The 17,651-nt window shown below is 66.9% G+C and carries 17 protein-coding genes; 9 read left to right on the forward strand and 8 right to left on the reverse strand.

Annotation, left to right across the window (positions count from 1 at the left end):
* Positions 1–40 precede the first annotated feature (40 nt).
* The 7 genes from ABH900_RS04880 (at position 41) to ABH900_RS04910 (ending at position 6,794) form a co-directional block, all read left to right on the forward strand.
* Positions 41–526 (forward strand): DUF962 domain-containing protein, encoded by a 486-nt coding sequence (locus ABH900_RS04880; RefSeq protein WP_429621783.1) that lies wholly within the window; start codon positions 41–43, stop codon positions 524–526.
* A 333-nt stretch (positions 527–859) separates the two neighbouring features.
* Positions 860–3,691, forward strand: coding sequence for a monovalent cation/H+ antiporter subunit A (locus ABH900_RS04885; RefSeq protein WP_429621784.1), 2,832 nt, complete (start codon positions 860–862; stop codon positions 3,689–3,691).
* Positions 3,691–4,083 carry a Na+/H+ antiporter subunit C gene (locus ABH900_RS04890; RefSeq protein WP_429621785.1) on the forward strand — a complete coding sequence of 131 codons (393 nt, stop codon included), beginning with the start codon at positions 3,691–3,693 and terminating at the stop codon, positions 4,081–4,083. The genes ABH900_RS04885 and ABH900_RS04890 overlap by 1 nt, the downstream gene beginning before the upstream one ends.
* A complete protein-coding gene (locus ABH900_RS04895; protein WP_429621786.1) occupies positions 4,080–5,615 on the forward strand; it encodes a monovalent cation/H+ antiporter subunit D in 1,536 nt (511 codons plus the stop codon). The genes ABH900_RS04890 and ABH900_RS04895 overlap by 4 nt, the downstream gene beginning before the upstream one ends.
* Entirely contained in the window at positions 5,612–6,118 is a 507-nt protein-coding gene (locus tag ABH900_RS04900) for a Na+/H+ antiporter subunit E (protein ID WP_061480225.1), read from the forward strand. Before ABH900_RS04895 ends, ABH900_RS04900 begins: the two co-directional genes overlap by 4 nt.
* A complete protein-coding gene (locus ABH900_RS04905; protein ID WP_005411334.1) occupies positions 6,115–6,399 on the forward strand; it encodes a K+/H+ antiporter subunit F in 285 nt (94 codons plus the stop codon). Before ABH900_RS04900 ends, ABH900_RS04905 begins: the two co-directional genes overlap by 4 nt.
* Positions 6,396–6,794, forward strand: a complete 399-nt coding sequence (locus ABH900_RS04910; RefSeq protein ID WP_429621787.1) for a Na+/H+ antiporter subunit G — start codon at positions 6,396–6,398, stop codon at positions 6,792–6,794. The genes ABH900_RS04905 and ABH900_RS04910 overlap by 4 nt, the downstream gene beginning before the upstream one ends.
* A gap of 390 nt (positions 6,795–7,184) precedes the next feature.
* Here ABH900_RS04910 and ABH900_RS04915 read toward each other — a convergent pair whose 3' ends face one another.
* Together ABH900_RS04915 and ABH900_RS04920 are read right to left on the reverse strand one after the other, a co-directional pair.
* Complete coding sequence (locus ABH900_RS04915; RefSeq protein WP_429621788.1) at positions 7,185–8,150, reverse strand: sodium:calcium antiporter; 966 nt, start codon at positions 8,148–8,150, stop codon at positions 7,185–7,187.
* Between the two features lie 73 nt (positions 8,151–8,223).
* Positions 8,224–8,865, reverse strand: a complete 642-nt coding sequence (locus ABH900_RS04920) for a hypothetical protein (RefSeq protein WP_429621789.1) — start codon at positions 8,863–8,865, stop codon at positions 8,224–8,226.
* Between the two features lie 125 nt (positions 8,866–8,990).
* On the opposite strand from ABH900_RS04920, the gene ABH900_RS04925 reads away from it, so the two are divergent.
* Positions 8,991–9,536 carry a hypothetical protein gene (locus ABH900_RS04925; protein WP_429621790.1) on the forward strand — a complete coding sequence of 182 codons (546 nt, stop codon included), beginning with the start codon at positions 8,991–8,993 and terminating at the stop codon, positions 9,534–9,536.
* Between the two features lie 106 nt (positions 9,537–9,642).
* Here ABH900_RS04925 and hmgA read toward each other — a convergent pair whose 3' ends face one another.
* Positions 9,643–10,950 (reverse strand): homogentisate 1,2-dioxygenase, encoded by a 1,308-nt coding sequence (hmgA, locus tag ABH900_RS04930; RefSeq protein ID WP_429621791.1) that lies wholly within the window; start codon positions 10,948–10,950, stop codon positions 9,643–9,645.
* Positions 10,951–11,086: 136 nt separating this feature from the next.
* Complete coding sequence (hppD, locus tag ABH900_RS04935) at positions 11,087–12,199, reverse strand: 4-hydroxyphenylpyruvate dioxygenase (RefSeq protein WP_429621792.1); 1,113 nt, start codon at positions 12,197–12,199, stop codon at positions 11,087–11,089.
* Between the two features lie 129 nt (positions 12,200–12,328).
* Between hppD and ABH900_RS04940 the strand changes: the two genes are divergently transcribed.
* The gene (locus ABH900_RS04940) at positions 12,329–12,823 is read left to right on the forward strand and encodes a MarR family winged helix-turn-helix transcriptional regulator (RefSeq protein WP_164138200.1); all 495 of its coding nucleotides are present in this window, start codon (positions 12,329–12,331) and stop codon (positions 12,821–12,823) included.
* A gap of 78 nt (positions 12,824–12,901) precedes the next feature.
* Here ABH900_RS04940 and ABH900_RS04945 read toward each other — a convergent pair whose 3' ends face one another.
* The 4 genes from ABH900_RS04945 to ABH900_RS04960 all read right to left on the reverse strand — a co-directional run bounded on the left by ABH900_RS04945 (position 12,902) and on the right by ABH900_RS04960 (position 17,435).
* Positions 12,902–14,041 carry a hypothetical protein gene (locus tag ABH900_RS04945; protein ID WP_429621793.1) on the reverse strand — a complete coding sequence of 380 codons (1,140 nt, stop codon included), beginning with the start codon at positions 14,039–14,041 and terminating at the stop codon, positions 12,902–12,904.
* A gap of 217 nt (positions 14,042–14,258) precedes the next feature.
* On the reverse strand, positions 14,259–14,858 hold the full coding sequence (locus tag ABH900_RS04950) for a thioredoxin family protein (protein WP_429621794.1): 600 nt from the start codon (positions 14,856–14,858) through the stop codon (positions 14,259–14,261).
* 20 nt (positions 14,859–14,878) lie between these two features.
* Positions 14,879–16,378 (reverse strand): peptide MFS transporter, encoded by a 1,500-nt coding sequence (locus ABH900_RS04955; protein WP_429621795.1) that lies wholly within the window; start codon positions 16,376–16,378, stop codon positions 14,879–14,881.
* A gap of 181 nt (positions 16,379–16,559) precedes the next feature.
* Complete coding sequence (locus ABH900_RS04960; RefSeq protein ID WP_429621796.1) at positions 16,560–17,435, reverse strand: tryptophan 2,3-dioxygenase; 876 nt, start codon at positions 17,433–17,435, stop codon at positions 16,560–16,562.
* Positions 17,436–17,651 lie beyond the last annotated feature (216 nt).

The following is a 17,651-nucleotide window of genomic DNA, read 5'->3' on the forward strand; positions in this document are numbered from 1 at the left end:
CCTGGCTCTACTACGAGCGCGGCGGGAGTATGCTGGCCGCATGCAGACATCCACCGAGCTTGCGCGGCCGATCGACCGCTATTTCGCCAGCTACTCCGACGACCACCGCAATGTGATCAACCAGCGCATCCACGTGGTGGCCGTACCGGCGATCCTATGGTCGGTGGTGGCCCTGCTGTGGTGCGTGCCGCCGCTGATCACGTGGTTCCAGTACGGCATCTGGTCGGCGTTCGCGATGTTCAGCGCCTGGTGCTTCTACAACAAGCTGTCGCGCCCGCTGGGCATCGGCATGCTCATCCAGTTCTTCGTATTCGGCTGCCTGTGCAGGTTGCTGGAGGCCGAGATCGGACTGCACGACCTGCGCTGGCTGGCGGTGGGCGTGTTCGTGGTGGCCTGGATCGCGCAGTTCATCGGTCACAAGTTCGAGGGTCGCAAGCCCAGCTTCCTGACCGACCTGACCTACCTGCTGATCGGCCCGGCCTGGGTGATGGCCAAGTTCTATCGCAAGCTTGACTGGCGCTACTGACCGACGCCGCCGGCTCCGCGCCGGTAGTTTCCTGAACGGGCGGATGCCCTCACCCACACTGCACGGCGCGGCTGCCAGCCTGCTGCGATGAGCCGCCCTCCCTGCTCCGCGTAACCACGGCGGTCCCTGTGCGACAGGGGCTGCGGTCTCCCTGCGTGGGCGTAGGGTGAGCCGCAGAACCGGGCGGTGGCGGCCCCTGCGCATGGCATGCTGCATCGCGGAAAAAATGAATCAGCGCACGTTACATGCAATTGATCGCTGTTCAATGGGTTTCGGCGACATTTGGCAGCCTGTTATCCTCCCTGACCTGCTCGTGAATCATGGATTCCCTGCATGCTCTCCAGCCTGCCCCTGCTGCTCGCCCTGCCATTCCTGTTGGCAGTGGCTGTTGCGGCCTTCCCCCGTAGTTCGCGCTCGACTGCTGCCTGGCTGGCGGCGCTGGCGCCGTTGGGCGGGCTGGCCATCCTCGGCTGGCTGACCCCGGCCGTGCTCGATGGCCAGGTGGTGCGCACGCTGGTGCCCTGGCTGCCGCAGATCGGCCTGGACTTCACCCTGCGCCTGGACGGACTGGCCTGGATGTTCGCCGGGCTGGTGCTGGGCATCGGCGCGCTGGTGGTGCTGTACGCGCGCTACTACCTGAGCCAGCAGGACAACGCGCACCGCTTCTACTGCTACCTGCTGCTTTTCATGGGCGCCATGCTGGGCATGGTGCTGTCGGGCAACCTGCTGTTGCTGATGATTTTCTGGGAAATGACCAGCATCAGCTCGTTCCTGCTGATCGGCTTCTGGTCCCATCGCCAGGACGCCCGCGAAGGCGCGCGCATGGCGCTGGTGATCACCGGCGGCGGCGGCCTGGCCCTGCTCGCTGGCGTGCTGCTGATCGGCCGCATCGTCGGCAGCTTCGACCTGGACGTGGTGCTGGCCGCGGGCGAGCAGATCCGCGCCAGCGCGCTGTATCCGTACGCGCTGTTCCTGGTGCTGGCCGGCATCTTCACCAAGAGCGCGCAGTTCCCGTTCCACTTCTGGCTGCCGCACGCGATGGCCGCGCCCACCCCGGTCTCGGCCTACCTGCACTCGGCCACCATGGTGAAAGCCGGCGTGTTCCTGCTGGCGCGTCTGCATCCGGCATTGGCCGGCAGCGACCTGTTCTTCTACACGGTCACCGGCATCGGTGCGCTGACCCTGCTGATCGGTGCCTGGAACGCGATCTTCCAGCACGACCTGAAGGGCCTGCTGGCCTACTCGACGATCTCGCACCTGGGCCTGATCACCCTGCTGTTCGGCCTGTCCACGCCAATGGCGGTAGTGGCCGGCGTGTTCCACATCCTCAACCACGCCACGTTCAAGGCCTCGCTGTTCATGGCCGCCGGCATCATCGACCACGAGACCGGCACCCGTGACATGCGCAAGCTGGGTGGGTTGCGCAGGCTGATGCCATTCACCAGCGCGCTGGCGATCATCGCCTCGCTGGCGATGGCCGGGATCCCGTTGCTCAACGGCTTCCTGTCCAAGGAAATGCTGTTCGCCGAGGCCCTGACCGCCGGCGGCGGCCCAGGCGCGATGCGCACGGCGGTGTCGATCGCCGCACTGCTGGCCGGCGTATTCGGCGTGGCCTACAGCCTGCGTTTCGTGCATGACACCTTCTTCGGTCCGGGCCCGCATGACCTGGATCGCGTGCCGCACGAGCCGCCGCGCTGGATGAAGGTGCCGGTGGAACTGCTGGTGGTGATCTGCATTGCGGTGGGCGTGGCTCCGGCACTGACCGTGGCGCCGGTGCTGCATGCGGCTGCGGCTTCGATCCTCGGCAACGCCATGCCCGACTACAGCCTGGCGGTGTGGCACGGCTTCAACCTGCCGCTGGCGATGAGCGCGATCGGCGTGGTCGGCGGCGTGGCGCTGTACTTCGGCCTGCGCAAGGTGATCAACCTGCATGGCGTGGAAACCCGCACCACCGGCCGCAACCTGTTCCATGCGCAGCTGGATGCGATCTCCGCGCTGGCCATGCGCCTGACCAACGGCATTGCCAACGGCAGCCTGCAGCGCATGCTGCTGGGCCTGGTACTGGTGGCGATCGTGGTCGCCGCCGCGCCGTTCGTGGCCAATCCGGCCTCACCGAACTGGACCAGACCGCAGCCGATCCCACTGCTGGGCTGGGCGCTGTGGCTGGTGATGATGGCCTGCGCGGTCGCCACCCTGCGCGTCTACAAGCAGCGCCTGCTGGCGGTGCTGCTGGTCGGCGGCGTCGGCCTGATGGTGGCGCTGACTTTCGTGTTCCTGTCCGCGCCCGACCTGGCACTGACCCAGCTTCTGGTGGAGATGGTGACCCTGGTGCTGATGCTGCTGGGCATGAACTACCTGCCCGCGCAGTCCGGTCCGGAGCGGCCGCGCTGGCGCAAGCGCCGCGACGCGGTGATCGCGATCATCGCCGGCGCCGGCCTCGGCGCACTGGCCTACTCCGCGATGACCCTGCCGCCGAACACCATGGCCGGTGAACTGCTCGCCCGTGCCCTGCCCGAGGCGTACGGCCAGAACGTGGTCAACGTGATCCTGGTCGACTTCCGCGGCTTCGATACCTTCGGCGAGATCACCGTGTTCGGCATCGCCGCGCTGGTGGTGCACGCCCTGCTGCGACGCACGCGGATGGCACCGGAGCAGATCATGCCCGGCCCGCCGATCAAGTTGCCGGTGCCGGCCGACCTGGCGCAGATCATGTTCCCGCTGACCATGACGGTGTCGATCTTCCTGTTCCTGCGCGGCCACAACGCACCGGGCGGCGGCTTCATCGCCGGCCTGGTGCTGGCAGTGCCGCTGCTGATCCAGTACGTGATCCAGGGCACCGCATCGGTCGAATCGCGCTTCGGCTTCGACTACATCCGCTGCATCGGCATGGGCCTGTTGATCGCCCTGCTCAGCGGCAGTGCGTCGATGCTGTTCGGCGTGCCGTTCCTGACCAGCGGCCATCTCGACCTGCACCTGCCGCTGATCGGCGAGGTACCGCTGGCCAGCGCGATTGGTTTCGACATCGGCGTCTATCTGGTGGTGTTCGGCGGCGCCATGCTGATGCTGTCGATGATGGGCACGATCAAGCCCTCGCGTACCCGCACCGCCCGCAAGGGTGAGATCGACCTGCAACGCCGTTCGGCACGCACCGGGGAGATGCACTGATGGAACTGGCCCTGGCCTCCGCGATCGGCGTGCTGACCGCCATCGGCGTGTACCTGCTGCTGCGCGCGCGCAGCTTCGATGTGATCCTCGGCATGACCTTCCTGTCCTACGCCACCAACCTGCTGATCTTCGCCGGTGGCCGCGTAGTGCTGGGCAAGGCACCGGTGCTGCAGGAAGGCGTGGACAGCCACCTGGGCAACTACACCGACCCACTGCCACAGGCGCTGGTGCTGACCGCGATCGTGATCGCCTTCGCCATGACCGCAGTGAGCATCGTGCTGGCCATGCGCAGCCGCAGCGATAACCACAGCGACCATGTGGACGCCCACGAGCCGGATGACGACCTGCAGGGCGAGAGCGTGCCGCCGCGCCAGGGCGAGGACCGCGCATGAACCATCTGGTGATCCTGCCGATCCTGATTCCGCTGCTCGGCGCTGCCCTGTCATTGTTCGTTGAACACCGCCGCTACGGCCCCAGGGTGCAGCGTGCGGTCGCCTGGACCTCGCTGTCGGCACTGGCGCTGGCCGTGGGCCTGCTGTTCGCCACGACTGCCGCCGGCGACATCAATGTCTATCTGCTCGGCGATTGGCCCTCACGGCTGGGCATTGCGCTGGTGGCCGACCGGTTGTCGGCGTGGATGCTGCTGACCACCCTGCTGCTGGCCATTCCGTGCCTGCTGCATGCCTGCTCGGGTTGGGACCGGCGCGCACCGCACTTCCACGCGCTGTTCCAGTTCCAGCTGGTGGGCCTGAACGGCGCATTCCTGACGGGCGACATCTTCAACCTGTTCGTGTTCTTCGAGGTGATGCTGATCGCCTCCTACGGCCTGCTGCTCAGCGGTGGCCGTGGCCTGCGCATGCGCATCGGTCTGCACTACGTGGTGTTCAATGTCACCGCCTCGACCCTGTTCCTGATCGCGCTGGGTCTGCTGTACGCCTCGCTGGGTTCGTTGAACATGGCCGAGCTGTCGCAGCGCATCGCGCAGGTGCCGCCCGCACAGCTGACCCTGGTGAAGGCAACGATGGGCCTGTTGCTGCTGGTGTTCTGCGCCAAGGCCGCACTGATGCCACTGTACCTGTGGCTGCCGGAAGCCTATTCGCGCGCACCGGCGGCGGTGGCCGCGCTGTTCGCGATCATGACCAAGGTCGGCCTGTATTCGGTGCTGCGCATCCAGATGCTGTGGTTCGGCGACGACGCCGGTGCGATGGCCGGCTACGGCCGTGACTGGCTGCTGTGGGCCGGTGTGGCGACGCTGGTGCTCGGCGGTCTCGGTGCGCTGGCCGCGACCCGACTGCGCGTGCTGATCTCCTACCTGGTCATCGTGTCGGCGGCCACGCTGTTCATCGCCTTCTCGGTGGGTACGCCGCAGGTGCTGTCAGCCGGCCTGTACTACCTGCCGCACAGCAGCTTCGTGGCCGCTGCGCTGTTCCTCATCGCCGACCTGATCCGCCGCCGCCGTGGCGGTGCCAGCGACCGCAAGGAAGTGGTCGCGCCGATGCCGGGCAAGGAAACGCCTGCGGTGCTGTTCCTGATCGCTGCGGTATCGGTGGCCGGCCTGCCGCCGCTGTCCGGCTTCCTGGCCAAGGCCGCCCTGCTGGCCGGCATGCCGGCGCCGTACACCGCCCCGGTCTGGGCCGCCGTGCTGCTCAGCAGCCTGCTGGTGATCATGGGCCTGACCCGTGGTGGCATCCGGCTGTTCTGGCGCGTGCCACCGGTCGAGTCGGATGCACCGAAGCCGCGCAAGGCGCGCCTGCGCCGGGTCGAGCTGTACGCCGCCTGCATCCTGCTGGGCTACGGCATCGGCATGACCCTGGGCGCCGCGCCGCTGATGCGCTACACCGACGCCACCGCCGCCCAGCTGCTGCAGCCCAGCGAGTATGTGCAGCAGCTGCGGGCGACCACGCCGGAGATCCGCCAGCCATGACCGCCCAGCGCTCCCTGTTCCGTCGCCTGATCCCCTCGCCGATGCTCAGCATCATGGTGGTGGCGTTCTGGCTGCTGATGTCCGACAGCTTCACCCTCGGCCAGATCGTGCTGGGGCTGGTGCTGGGCGTGGTGGTGCCGCTGTTCGCCGCACGCCTGGACCGCGAGTTCGCCCGCATCGGTACCCTGCGCCCGCTGCCCAAGCTACTGTGCGTGACGCTGTGGGACATCCTGATGTCCAACATCCGCGTCGCCCTGCAGGTGCTCGGCCCGGAAAAGAACATCCATCCGGGTTTCATCTGGCTGCCGCTGGATATCGCCAACATCCATGGCATCGCGGCGCTGACCAGCATGATCACGCTGACCCCGGGCACGGTCTCGGCCGCGCTCAGCGACGACCGCAAGTTCCTGCTGGTGCACGTGCTGCACCTGGAGGACCCACAGGACCTGATCGATACGATCAAGCGCCGTTACGAGGCGCCGTTGATGGAGATCTTCCCATGACCGGTTTTGAAGTCATCCAGACCACCCTGGTGGTGTGCATGCACGTGGTCGGCCTGGCCATGCTGCTGGCCACCTGGCGCCTGCTGCGCGGGCCGACCGTGCCTGACCGCATCCTCGCACTGGATACCCTGTCGGTGACCGCGATCGCCGAGTTGATGTTGTTCGGCATGTACCTCAACTCGCCGATCTATTTCGAGGCCGCGCTGATCATCGCCATGCTCGGCTTCGGCAGCACCGTGGTGCTGAGCAAGTTCGTGCTGCGCCGGGACATCGTCGAATGATCACCGCGATCCAGATCGGCCTGTCGATCCTGCTGCTGTTCGGCTGCTTCTTCATCCTGGTCGGCGCACTGGGCCTGGTGAAGCTGTCCACCTTCTTCAAGCGCCTGCACGCACCGACCAAGGCCAGCACACTGGGCGTGGGCTGTGTGCTGGTGTGTTCGGTCTGCTACCACATCTTCCTGGGCCAGGACCCGCAGCCGCGTGAGCTGCTGATCACCGTGTTCCTGTTCATCACCGCGCCGATCAGCGCGCACATGATGGCCAAGGCCGCGCTGTCGCTGCTGATGGAAACCCGCCCCAGCCTGCCGGGCAACGAGCCGGCCGCCGAAGAGCAGCTGCCGCCGCCGGAACCGGCACGCGAGGAAGAGGAAAGCGCGACGGGCAACGCCCGGTAGCTGCCGACCTTGGCCGGCTTGGAATTCCCCGCATCCACGCATGGCGTGGATCTACTGTAGAGCCCAGCCCACGCTCGGCTGCGCCGGCATCGGCGCGCAACGCCCGGTAGCTGCCGACCTTGGTCGGCGTGGAGTTCCCCGCATCCACGCGTGGCGTGGATCTACTGTAGAGCCCAGCCCACGCTCGGCTGCGCCGGCATCGGCGCGCAACGCCCGGTAGCTGCCGACCTTGGTCGGCGTGGAATTCCCCGCATCCACGCATGGCGTGGATCTACTGTAGAGCCCAGCCCACGCTCGGCTGCGCCGGCATCGGCGCGCAACGCCAGGTAGCTGCCGACCTTGGTCGGCACGGGGTTGTCCGCGCGAAAGCAGCCGAGCATGCGCTAGGCGCTACAGGGATGGTGCGCCCACCAGCAGCAGTTCCAGTACCAACCAGCCCAGGAACGCGACCAACAGGATCACACCTTCGCCCCGGCTGATCTTCAGGTCGCCGCGCAGCATCGGGTACAGCACCAGCGCGAAGGCCAGCAGCGCCGGCAATTCCAGGCGAACGAACGAGGCCGGTAGCGCCAGCGGCTGCAGCACCGCCATCGCACCGATCACCAGCAGCAGGTTGACCGCGCTGGAGCCCAGCACGTGGCCCAGCACCATGTCGCCGTAACCGCGACGCGCGGCAGCGATGGCGGCGGCCACTTCCGGCAGCGCGGTACCGATCGCCACCGGCAACAGGCCGACCAGCAGCGGCGTCCAGCCCAGCGCGGAACCGAAATCGGCTGCGGCGCCAACCACCAGGCGCGCGCCCCAGTACAGGGACAGCGCAGCGATCAGCACACGCAGTACGTTCAACGGCAGGCTGGTGCGGCTCAATGCGGATTCGGCGATGGCCGCCTGCACCTCTGGGCTCTCGCTGCGGCCGCGGCGCAGCAGCACCCCCTGCATGACGATGAAGCCGGCCACCAGCACGCCGCCTTCCCAGCGCACCAGCCGCCCATCGAGGCCGAACAGGATCAGCAACACGCCGGCCGCCAGCAGCGACCACCACAGCACCGTCTGCAGTCGCGCACGCAGCAGCAGCGGTGCGGCGATCGCCGCCACGGCCAGGGTCAATCCCAGGTTGACCACGCTGCTGCCCACCGCGTTGCCCAGTGCCAGCTCCGGTTGCCCCATCGCCAACGCGCGCGCGTTGACCGCCAGCTCCGGCAACGAAGTGGTCACCCCAAGCAGCAGCAACCCGGCGGTGAACGGGCTGGCGCCGAAGCGCTGGGCCAGGCCGGACACGGCCTTGACGATGGAGTCCCCGCCCAGCGCCAGCAGCAGCAGGCCAAGCAGGAACCAGGCAATGGCAATAGCAATCATCGAGCACTCCCCCAGCGGTCGTCGCGCGATTCTACGCGTGGCCCGCGCGCGCGGCTGGGCCGTGGATCAAGGATCAGCCACAACCTTCCACGTAATCGACCTGCGGGGTCCGGCCGACCCGCCAGGCACCGACCCGGCCGTCAGCTCCGAGCGCGAAGTCGATCACCGCATCACCCTCCCGCGCCGGGCGCACGCGCAGGTGCTGGGCCTTCTCGTCGTACTTGTCGGGACCGACGTCGGCGCGTTCGGGGTACAGCAGCTGCAGCTCGCCCAGGGTCATGCCGACCTTGCCGCCACCCGGTGCGGTGAAGGCGGCGCTGCGCACGTCGTAGCGCACCAGCTTGCGGGCTTCGATCATCAGGCGCGGATCTTCGGCACCTTGCGGACGCAGGAAATAGCACCCTTCGTTGCTGTCATCGGCAGGCAGCGGTTTGCCGGCGGCGTCGGTACCCAGCCCCTGCAGCGGTGAACCGAAGCCATTGCGGACCTCGGCGATGCCGGCACCCAGCTTCGCGCCGGCGTAACCGTCCAATCGCGCCGGGCCCTGTGCCGCAGCAGGCTCGGCTGGCGCGGCCGGATCAGCCTGGGGGGAGGTCGGTGCGGCGGCGGCGGCAGTGGGCGGTGGGGGCGCATCGGCTGCGGCCGGCGCTTCGGCACTGCGGTTGCAGGCAGTGAGCGACAACAGCAGCAGACCGGCAATCGGGAGATGCTTCATCGGTGCGGTTCCCTGGCACGAAGGTGGCTGCACGCTAGCGCAGCGCGCGTGCAGGCGCTGCATTGTCATCGCCCTTTCATCGCCCTCGTTCAGGCTCGGCGTGCACCGACTTGGCTGTCCCTTCCATGCAACCGCGCAAGACCGATCTCGCACGAACCGCGCTGCAGGCCCACCGCGCGCCGCTGGACATGCGCCAGCGCCGGCTGCTGATCCTGTGCGACGGCCAGCGCACCATTGCCGACCTGACCGGCCTGCTGGGTCAGGAGGCGCCGGCCATGGTCATCCAGCTGGTGCAGGCCGGCTATCTGAGCACGGGCAAGGTCACTGCGGCCCCAGCCCCCTCCCCCACCACCGGCGCCGAACCCACGGCCGTCCCGGCTGCACCTGAGCCGGTTGCCGCGCCAGCCACGCCGGTCGAACGTCGCCGCTCGCTGGTGGCCGCACGGATCTACGTGCTGGGCATCCTGGAGATGCAACGCCACCCACAGGCGGCGGCCCTGTTCCGCGACCTGCAACAGGCGCGTGCGGAGGAAGAGGTACTGCAAAGGCTGCAGTCAGCGCTGCAGCTGCTGCCCGGGCTGACCTCGGAAGGCTATTGCCAGCGCGTGCGGCAACGCCTGCTGGAGGCGCTGCCGCTGGAACATTGCGACGCGTTCGCCGAGGTGGCGTAAGCGCGGGTTCCGTGGCAATCATCCACGCATGGCGTGGATCTACTGCTTCACATCCCGACCGCCTTGCGGTAGATCCACGCCATGCGTGGATGCCGTGCACGTGGACCTAACGGGTTGACCGGAAGTTGTTGCGCAGGCCGTTCCAGCACTGCTGGTAGTCGCCCTGACGGTGGCCGGCGGCCAATGCCTGTGCGCTCGGGCGGATCACCGCGCGGGTCTCGAACATGAAGGCCATCGTGTCCTTGATCACGTCCGGCTTGGACAGATCGGCATTGGATGCCTTGTCGAAGGTCGGCGCGTCCGGGCCGTGGCCGCTCATGCAGTTGTGCAGCGATGCACCACCCGGCACGAAGCCTTCGGCCTTGGCGTCATAGGCGCCGTGCACCAGACCCATGAACTCGCTGGCGATGTTGCGGTGGAACCACGGCGGCCGGAACGTGTTCTGCGCCACCAGCCAGCGCGGCGGGAAGATGGCGAAGTCCATGTTGCTGGTACCCGGCGTATCACTCGGCGAATGCAGTACCAGGAAGATCGACGGGTCGGGATGGTCGTAGCTGATCGAGCCGATGGTGTTGAACCGGCGCAGGTCATAGCGGTACGGCGCGTAGTTGCCGTGCCAGGCCACCACGTCCAGCGGCGAATGATCGATCGGTGCGCGCCACAGGCGGCCCTCGAACTTGGCGATCAGCTCGAAGTCACCGTCGATGTCCTCGAACGCTGCGTGCGGGGTCTCGAAGTCGCGTGGATTGGCCAGTCCGTTGGAACCGATCGGGCCCAGGTCGGGCAGCTTCAGCAGCGCGCCGTAGTTCTCGCAGATGTAACCACGGCTCGGGCCATCGGGCAGTTCGACGCGGAAACGCACGCCGCGCGGGATCACGGCGATCTGCTGCGGCTCGATCTCGATCACGCCCAGCTCGGTCAGCAGGCGCAGCGCGCCCAGCTGCGGCACGATCAGCAGCTCGCCATCGGCGTTGTAGAAGTAGCGGCCGACCATGTCGCGGTTGGCAGCATAGAGATGGATGCCGACGCCGGCGTGCGCATCGGGCGAACCGTTGCCGCCCATCGTGTACAGGCCTTCGACGAAGTCGGTCGGCAGTTCCGGTAGCGGCAGCGGGCTCCAGCGCAGCTGGTTCGGCGAGGCCGGCTGAGCGCCGAAATCGCACTGCAGCTGCGATTGCGCGAACGGGGTGAACTCGCCGTGGGTCACTGCCGGGCGGATCCGATACAGCCAGCTGCGGCGATTGCTGCCACGCGGCGCGGTGAAGGCGGTGCCGGTCAACTGTTCGGCGTACAGGCCGTGGGCCACCTTCTGCGGTGAGTTCTGCCCGACCGGCAGCGCGCCGGCAACGGCCTCGGTGGCGAATTCGTTGCCGAAGCCGGACTGGTAGCCGCGGGCGGTGATGGCGCTGGACATGGGGGCTCCTGGGAACGGCAGGGCTGGAACGGGAGGCAGCCGAGCATGGCTCGGCTCTACTGGTGGGAAGCCGCCGAGCATGGCTCGGCTCTACAGATGAGCAGGCGCCGGGGCTGGCCCGGCGCTACCGACGACCTTACAGCACGCCGCGGCGGATCTGGTCGCGCTCGATGCTCTCGAACAGCGCGGTGAAGTTGCCTTCGCCGAAGCCTTCATTGCCCTTGCGCTGGATGATCTCGAAGAAGATCGGGCCGATGCAGTTCTGGGTGAAGATCTGCAGCAGCTTGCGCTGATGGGTTTCCGGGTCGGCGTCGATCAGGATCTTGTTCTTCGCCAGACGGGCGACGTCTTCACCGTGGTTCGGCACGCGCTGGTCAATCACGTCGAAGTAGGTCTCCGGCGTGTCGAGGAAGTCCACGCCCTGCGCGCGCATCGCTTCAACGGTCTCGTAGATGTTGTCGGTGAAGCAGGCGATGTGCTGGATACCCTCGCCCTTGTAGGCGTCCAGGTACTCGTTGATCTGGCTCTTCGGATCGGACGATTCGTTCAACGGGATGCGCACGATGCCGTCCGGGGCGGTCATCGCCTTGGACACCAGGCCGGTCTTCAGGCCCTTGATGTCGAAGTAACGGATCTCGCGGAAGTTGAACAGGCGCTCGTAGTAATCCGACCACTGCTGCATGTTGCCGAAATACAGGTTGTGGGTCAGGTGGTCGATGAAGGTCAGGCCGAAGCCGAACGGGCGCAGCTCTGCGCCGGCGATCAGTTCGTAATCGCCATCGAAGATGCTGCCGGCGTCGCCGTAGCGGTCCACCAGGTACAGCATGCAGTCGCCGATGCCCTTGATGACCGGCGCACCGACCGCCTTGCTGTCCGGCTTGAAGGCGATGGCCTCGGCGCCGTTGCCCAGCGCGGTCTGGTAGACCTCCTGGCCCGGCTTCTTGAAGCGGATGGCGAAGCCGCAGGCGCACGGACCGTGCTTTTCGGCGAAGTCGGCAGCGAACGAATCGGGGTCTTCATTGACCAGGAAGTTGACGTCGCCCTGGCGATAGACGGTAATCGGACGCTGTTTGTGCTTGAGCACCGCGCTGAAGCCCATCTTCCGGAAGTACTCGTGCAGCTCCTGGCCACGGCCGGCCGGAGCGGCGAATTCGACGAACTCGAAGCCGTCGATGCCCATCGGGTTCTCGAAGGTGGTGACCTGCATGCCGGGGTTGGGGTGCGAGGCGGTCGGGACTGCGGTATTCATGGCGTGGCTCCGAATCGGTACCGCATCGGTACAAACCAGGTGCGGGCAGGTAGGGACCCGGCGAGAATGCAGGGTCTGGACCTACCCCTTATAGTTACACTTGAAACCACCAGCAAGGTGCACCGCAACATGAGCCCCGCCGATCCTGCCTCGACCCGCCTGCGTGCCTCGCACGTCCTGCTCGACCTGGAACAGTTCCTGCCCTATCGGCTGAGCGTGCTGTCCAACCGGGTCAGCGGCAACATCGCCAAGCTATACGGCGACCGTTACGGTCTGGCGATTCCCGAATGGCGGGTCATCACCATCCTGGCGCTGTACCCGGGCTCTTCGGCCAGCGAGGTGTCCGACCGCACGGCGATGGACAAGGTGGCGGTCAGCCGCGCCGTGGCCCGCCTGCTGGAGCGCGGCTTCATCAAGCGCGAGACCCACGGCGACGACCGCCGCCGCTCGGTACTGGCGCTGTCGGCCGCCGGCTTCGAGGTGTACGAGACCATCGCGCCGATGGTGATCGAGATCACCCGCAAGCTGATGTCGGTGCTGAGCGAGGACGAGGAGCAACTGCTGGAAAAGCTGATCCTGCGTCTGGCCGGTGACGGCCTGGAACGGATGGGCGAAGGCGTCTAAGCAAAAGGGGACGGAGGGGATTAAGTCGTTTCAAGCACACCCGTGCTGATTGCGGCTTAATCCCCTCCGTCCCCTTTTTCAGCTCAGGTGCTTGCGCCGTGCATGGATCCACGGCACTGCCAGCGCTGCGATGGCGCCTCCGGCGAAGCCGAGCGAGGCGGCGACGGTGGCGGCTTCGACCGCCCCTGGCAGCGCCAGTGCCGCAGCCACCAGCAACAACGACGGCAGGCCGACGAAGGTGCCCAGGAAGAAGTGCCAGCGCGGCGACCAGGTGTTGAGCTGCAGCAGGCTGACCGGCTGCCAGGCTTCAGACGCGGCGTCTTCAGCGATCTTCGCCACCGCCTTGCCGAGGTCCACCTCCGGCAGCGCGCGACCCTGACGTGCTGCCGCCAGCAGTTCGGCCACGGCTTCCACCGGCGGGAAGCTGGACGGCCACGGCACCGGCGCCGGCACGCCGTAGGCCGTCAGCAGCGGCACGCTCAGCCACGGCGCCACCAACGGGCGCATGCGGCGACGGCCGTGCACGCACCAGATCTGCGGTTGTCCGTGCGCGGTGACGCTGTACAGCGCCAGTTCGTTGGCCGGCGGATAGCCGAGCATGGTCACGCGTGCGGCCAGGCTGTCCTGGCCCATCGCACGCAGGAAGCCCGGACGGCTGCGCCCTTCCTGCATCCACGCCAGGCCCAGCGCACCAACCAGATACGCCTCGGCGACGTCCTTGCTGCCGGCGGTGGCGCGCTCGTCACTGGCCAGGTACCAGGCCAACGACTTCGGTTCGGCGACATCCTCCAGGCCCCAGCGACTGTCGTCGCCGAGCACATGACGCACCGGCAGGCGCGCCGGAGCGGTCTCGCCACGCTCGCCCGGCTGCAGGAACGGCAGCACGCCCTGGATGAAGGTGGACAGATCGATCGCACGCACGCCGTGACCCTGCCATTCCGGCGGCAACAGCCCGGCCAGCTGTCCCTCGGCGGCCAATGCATCGAGCCGGGACTTCTGCTCGACCAGCTTCTGTACCGCGCCCTTCAGCACTACGTTGTCGGGCAACGCGATCTGCGGCAGGCGGTGACGCGGCGGTGCCAGTTCAATGCCATCGCTGCCGGTGCCGGCGTCATCCAGCAAGGCGTCCTGCGGCGGCAGGGTCACGCCCTCGCCTGCCTCGGCCTCGACCAGGTCGCTGGCAGGTTCGGGCAATCGTTCGGCATGGTCGCTGTGCATGGGCGTTCCGGTAAGGTGCATCGACGGGGCGTCGACTGAAGTCCTTGCCGGTAACGGCGAACGCGCGGTGAAGTTGAGTCACCGAGTCAGGGAATGTGACCGCACCCACAGTAGAGCCGCGCGATGCGTGGATGCGACCCGGCTTCGATGCCGACCAACGGTCGGCAGCCACCAGCTCAGCAGCCCCGCGAAGCGATCCGCCGGGCATGGCCCGGCGCTACCGGGTGGGCGCCCATTGCTTGAGGAAGCCGTTGATACGTGCGGGCTGGAATGCTTCGCCGCGGCGCAGCTCGGCAGTCGGCTGGGACACCAGCAGGCCACCATCGGCGTCGAGCACCAGCAGGTACGGGTGATCGCGCTCCATCACCGGGAACTGGGCGAAGAAGGCGCTGTTGGGCTGGTCGTCGCTGGCATTGACCTTCACCCACACATAGTTGGCATCGCGGAAGCGGCGCAGATCGCCGTCGCCTTCAACGATTTCGTCCAGCGCATGGCAGCGCTCGCAGGCGGCGTTGCCGACCTCGAGCAGGATGCGTTTCTTGCCGCGCTGGGCTTCCACCTTGGCGGTGGCCAGATCGTCGGCGGGATCGCGGGCCGGGTCGAACTGCGCGCCGAGCCCGGCGATGGCGGCGATGTCCGCCGCCACCGGGGTGTTGCCCGAGGCCACCGGCTCGCTGGGGTCAGCGACCGGTGGCTCGGTGGGTCGGGTATCCAAGGGCTGCGTGGGCTCGGCGACGGCAGGCGGTTGCGGTTGGGAACAGGCGCCGACCAGCGCCGCACAGACCACCACCACTGCACTACCGAGCTTCATGCGCATGCCTTCTACCCTCTCATCATTTACTTGACGCCGTGCATCAGCTTGTTGATCAGCGGGGCGACCAGGAACAGCACCACGCCGGAACCGATCAGGGCCCAGAACCCGAAGGTATACCCCTTCAGGGCCGACTCGACCGTCATGCCACCTTCACCACTGACCACGCCGGCGAAGATGCCCGACAGGTTGTTGCCGATGCCGGTGGAAAGGAACCAGCCACCCATGCCGAAGCCGACCAGGCGCACCGGAGCCAGCTTGGTCACCATCGACAGGCCGATCGGCGACAGGCACAGCTCGCCGACGGACTGGATGACGTAGACCATGAACAGGGTCCAGAACGGGATCTTGCCGTCCACGACCATCTGCGACAGCGCATACATCAGCAGGGCGAAGGCGGCGCCGTTGAACAGCAGGCCCAAGCCGAACTTGCGCGGGATGGACGGATTGGCGCGGCCCAGGGCCACCCAGATCCAGGCGATGATCGGCGCCAAGGTGATGATCGCCACCGAGTTGACCGACTGGAACCACGCGGTCGGGAAGGTCCAGTCACCCATCTGGCGGTTGACGATGTTCTCGGCCAGGAAGGTGAACGAGCTGCCGGCCTGTTCGAAGAACATCCAGAACATCACGTTGAACGCGAAGATGATCAGCATGGCGATCACGCGGTCGCGCTGTACCTTGCCCTCGCGGATGCCCTCGACCAGCAGCAGCACGGCCAGCGCGGTGAACATCGCACCCAGGATCCAGGCCAGCGCGGTGGCGCCGGTGGCCAGCAGGAAGTAAGCCACCGGAATAGCGACCACGGCACCGACCAGCACCATGATGATGCGGCCGAAACCTTCGGCGCCGGCCGGCGGTGCACCAATGCCCTTCAGGCCTGCACGACCGACGTAGAACCACACCAGCGAGACCAGCATGCCCACGCCCGAGGCGATGAACACGACCTTGTACGACGGCATTTCCGAGGTGCCGAACACCTTGCGGGCCAGGTATTCGGTCAGCACCGGGGCGATCATCGCGCCGATGTTGATGCCCATGTAGAAGATGGTGAAGCCCGAATCGCGGCGCTCGTCCTTCAGGCCGTACAACTTGCCGACCATGGTCGAGATGTTGGGCTTGAACAGGCCGTTGCCGACGATGATCGTGGCCAAGCCGAGCTTGAAGATGTGCTCCTGCGGCAGCGAGATCATGAACAGGCCGGCGGCCATGATGATCGCGCCGGTCAGGATCGAACGCTGATACCCCAGCACCCGGTCGGCCACGTAGCCGCCGAAGATCGCCGCGGCGTACACCAGGGCCAGGTAGGCACCGTAGATGCGGCTGGCGTCGCCTTCACCGGCGGCGTTGCCGCTGTAGAACTGGGAGACGATGTACAGCACCAAGGCCCAGCGGATGCCGTAGAACGCAAAGCGCTCCCAGAACTCGGTCATGAACAGCATCCACAACGGGCGCGGATGGCCCAGCGTGGTCTTGAAGTCCGGCAGCGCCGGCTCTGGGGTGTTCGCAGTGGCGTTTACGCTCATGCGGGTTTCCTGGTTCGGTGGATGACGAGCACGTCCGCTGTGCAGTTGGAGCAACGCGCGAGGATCACCGACTTGTGGCGTTCACGTCAAATACACGCCGTTTGAGGCAGGTGACCGCCTGCTCGCTGAACTTGCATCTGAAACGATCCAGCCGCGGGCCGGGGTGAAAGCTGAATGGGGCTCAGCCTTGATCGGCGGGGGGCGCGGCCTGCAGGCTGGTGCGCACCTGGAACAGCTCGGGGAAGAAGGTCAGTTCCAGTGCCTTGGCCAGGAAGCCCACGCCGGAAGAGCCGCCGGTGCCGCGCTTGAAGCCGATCACCCGCATCACCGTGCGCATGTGGCGGAACCGCCACAGCTGGAAGGCGGTCTCCAGGTCGACCAGGTCCTCGCACAGCGAATACTCGCGCCAGTAGCGGTCGGTGTCCTGGTAGATACGTTCAAAGACCGGCTGCAGTGCGTCGTCAGCCACATGCGGCTGGGTCCAGTCGTGGGCCTCATACACCGCCGGGACGGCATGGCCGAAGCGGGCCAGGTACTTCAGGAATTCCTCGTATAGGCTCGGCGCCTCCAGTACGGTGCGCAGCTGCGCCTGGCCGGCGACGTCGTGCTCGAACACCTGCAGCATCTGCGCGTTCTTGTTGCCCAGCAGGAATTCGATGTAGCGGTACTGCAGCGACTGGAAGCCCGAAGACGGGCCCAGCACGTCGCGGAAGCCCATGTACTCGGACGGGGTCAGTGTTTCCAGCACCGACCACTGCTCGGTGAGCTGTCGCAGCACCTGCTTGCTGCGCGCCAGCACCTTGCGGCACTGCCAGACTTCATCGCGCTGCAGGAAGCCGATCGCCGCGCGCAGTTCATGCCCGAGCAGCTTCAGCCACAGCTCCGAGGTCTGGTGCTGGATGATGAAGAGCATCTCGTCGTGATGCGGCGGGCTGGACAGCGGCTGCTGCGCGCTGAGCAGCTGGTCCAGCCGCAGGTAACCGCCGTAGGTCAGGCGCCCCTGCAGATCGGTGTGGATGCCGGCTTCGAGATCGCGTTGGTTGTTGTCGACGGACATGGGTGCGGCCAGATCGGGGGCGGCAAGGGTAGCGCGTTGCCGCCGTGCTGGCAGCCGCTGCGTCCATACCGGGGCGTGCGGCAGGCCTGTGGAACCGGCGTTGCGCGTGGAACCGATTGCGTCGTTCCACCGGCGCTCAGCCAGCGGCCTCCGTTGATGCTTTGCAGCAACGACTGAATACGTTGTTGTTATTGGCATCCGGACCCCGGAACGGGG

The organism is Stenotrophomonas sp. AN71 (genome assembly GCF_050435725.1).
Lineage (GTDB): Bacteria > Pseudomonadota > Gammaproteobacteria > Xanthomonadales > Xanthomonadaceae > Stenotrophomonas.

Coding starts and splice junctions, on each gene's coding strand:
- ABH900_RS04885 (WP_429621784.1), top strand. CDS start 860: ATGCTCTCCAGCCTGCCCCTGCTGCTCGCCCTGCCATTCCTGTTGGCA.
- hmgA (WP_429621791.1), bottom strand. CDS start 10,950: ATGTCCAGCGCCATCACCGCCCGCGGCTACCAGTCCGGCTTCGGCAAC.
- ABH900_RS04900 (WP_061480225.1), top strand. CDS start 5,612: ATGACCGCCCAGCGCTCCCTGTTCCGTCGCCTGATCCCCTCGCCGATG.
- ABH900_RS04890 (WP_429621785.1), top strand. CDS start 3,691: ATGGAACTGGCCCTGGCCTCCGCGATCGGCGTGCTGACCGCCATCGGC.
- ABH900_RS04940 (WP_164138200.1), top strand. CDS start 12,329: ATGAGCCCCGCCGATCCTGCCTCGACCCGCCTGCGTGCCTCGCACGTC.
- ABH900_RS04915 (WP_429621788.1), bottom strand. CDS start 8,150: ATGATTGCTATTGCCATTGCCTGGTTCCTGCTTGGCCTGCTGCTGCTG.
- ABH900_RS04945 (WP_429621793.1), bottom strand. CDS start 14,041: ATGCACAGCGACCATGCCGAACGATTGCCCGAACCTGCCAGCGACCTG.
- ABH900_RS04925 (WP_429621790.1), top strand. CDS start 8,991: ATGCAACCGCGCAAGACCGATCTCGCACGAACCGCGCTGCAGGCCCAC.
- ABH900_RS04920 (WP_429621789.1), bottom strand. CDS start 8,865: ATGAAGCATCTCCCGATTGCCGGTCTGCTGCTGTTGTCGCTCACTGCC.
- ABH900_RS04895 (WP_429621786.1), top strand. CDS start 4,080: ATGAACCATCTGGTGATCCTGCCGATCCTGATTCCGCTGCTCGGCGCT.
- ABH900_RS04960 (WP_429621796.1), bottom strand. CDS start 17,435: ATGTCCGTCGACAACAACCAACGCGATCTCGAAGCCGGCATCCACACC.
- ABH900_RS04910 (WP_429621787.1), top strand. CDS start 6,396: ATGATCACCGCGATCCAGATCGGCCTGTCGATCCTGCTGCTGTTCGGC.
- ABH900_RS04950 (WP_429621794.1), bottom strand. CDS start 14,858: ATGCGCATGAAGCTCGGTAGTGCAGTGGTGGTGGTCTGTGCGGCGCTG.
- ABH900_RS04880 (WP_429621783.1), top strand. CDS start 41: ATGCAGACATCCACCGAGCTTGCGCGGCCGATCGACCGCTATTTCGCC.
- ABH900_RS04955 (WP_429621795.1), bottom strand. CDS start 16,378: ATGAGCGTAAACGCCACTGCGAACACCCCAGAGCCGGCGCTGCCGGAC.
- hppD (WP_429621792.1), bottom strand. CDS start 12,199: ATGAATACCGCAGTCCCGACCGCCTCGCACCCCAACCCCGGCATGCAG.
- ABH900_RS04905 (WP_005411334.1), top strand. CDS start 6,115: ATGACCGGTTTTGAAGTCATCCAGACCACCCTGGTGGTGTGCATGCAC.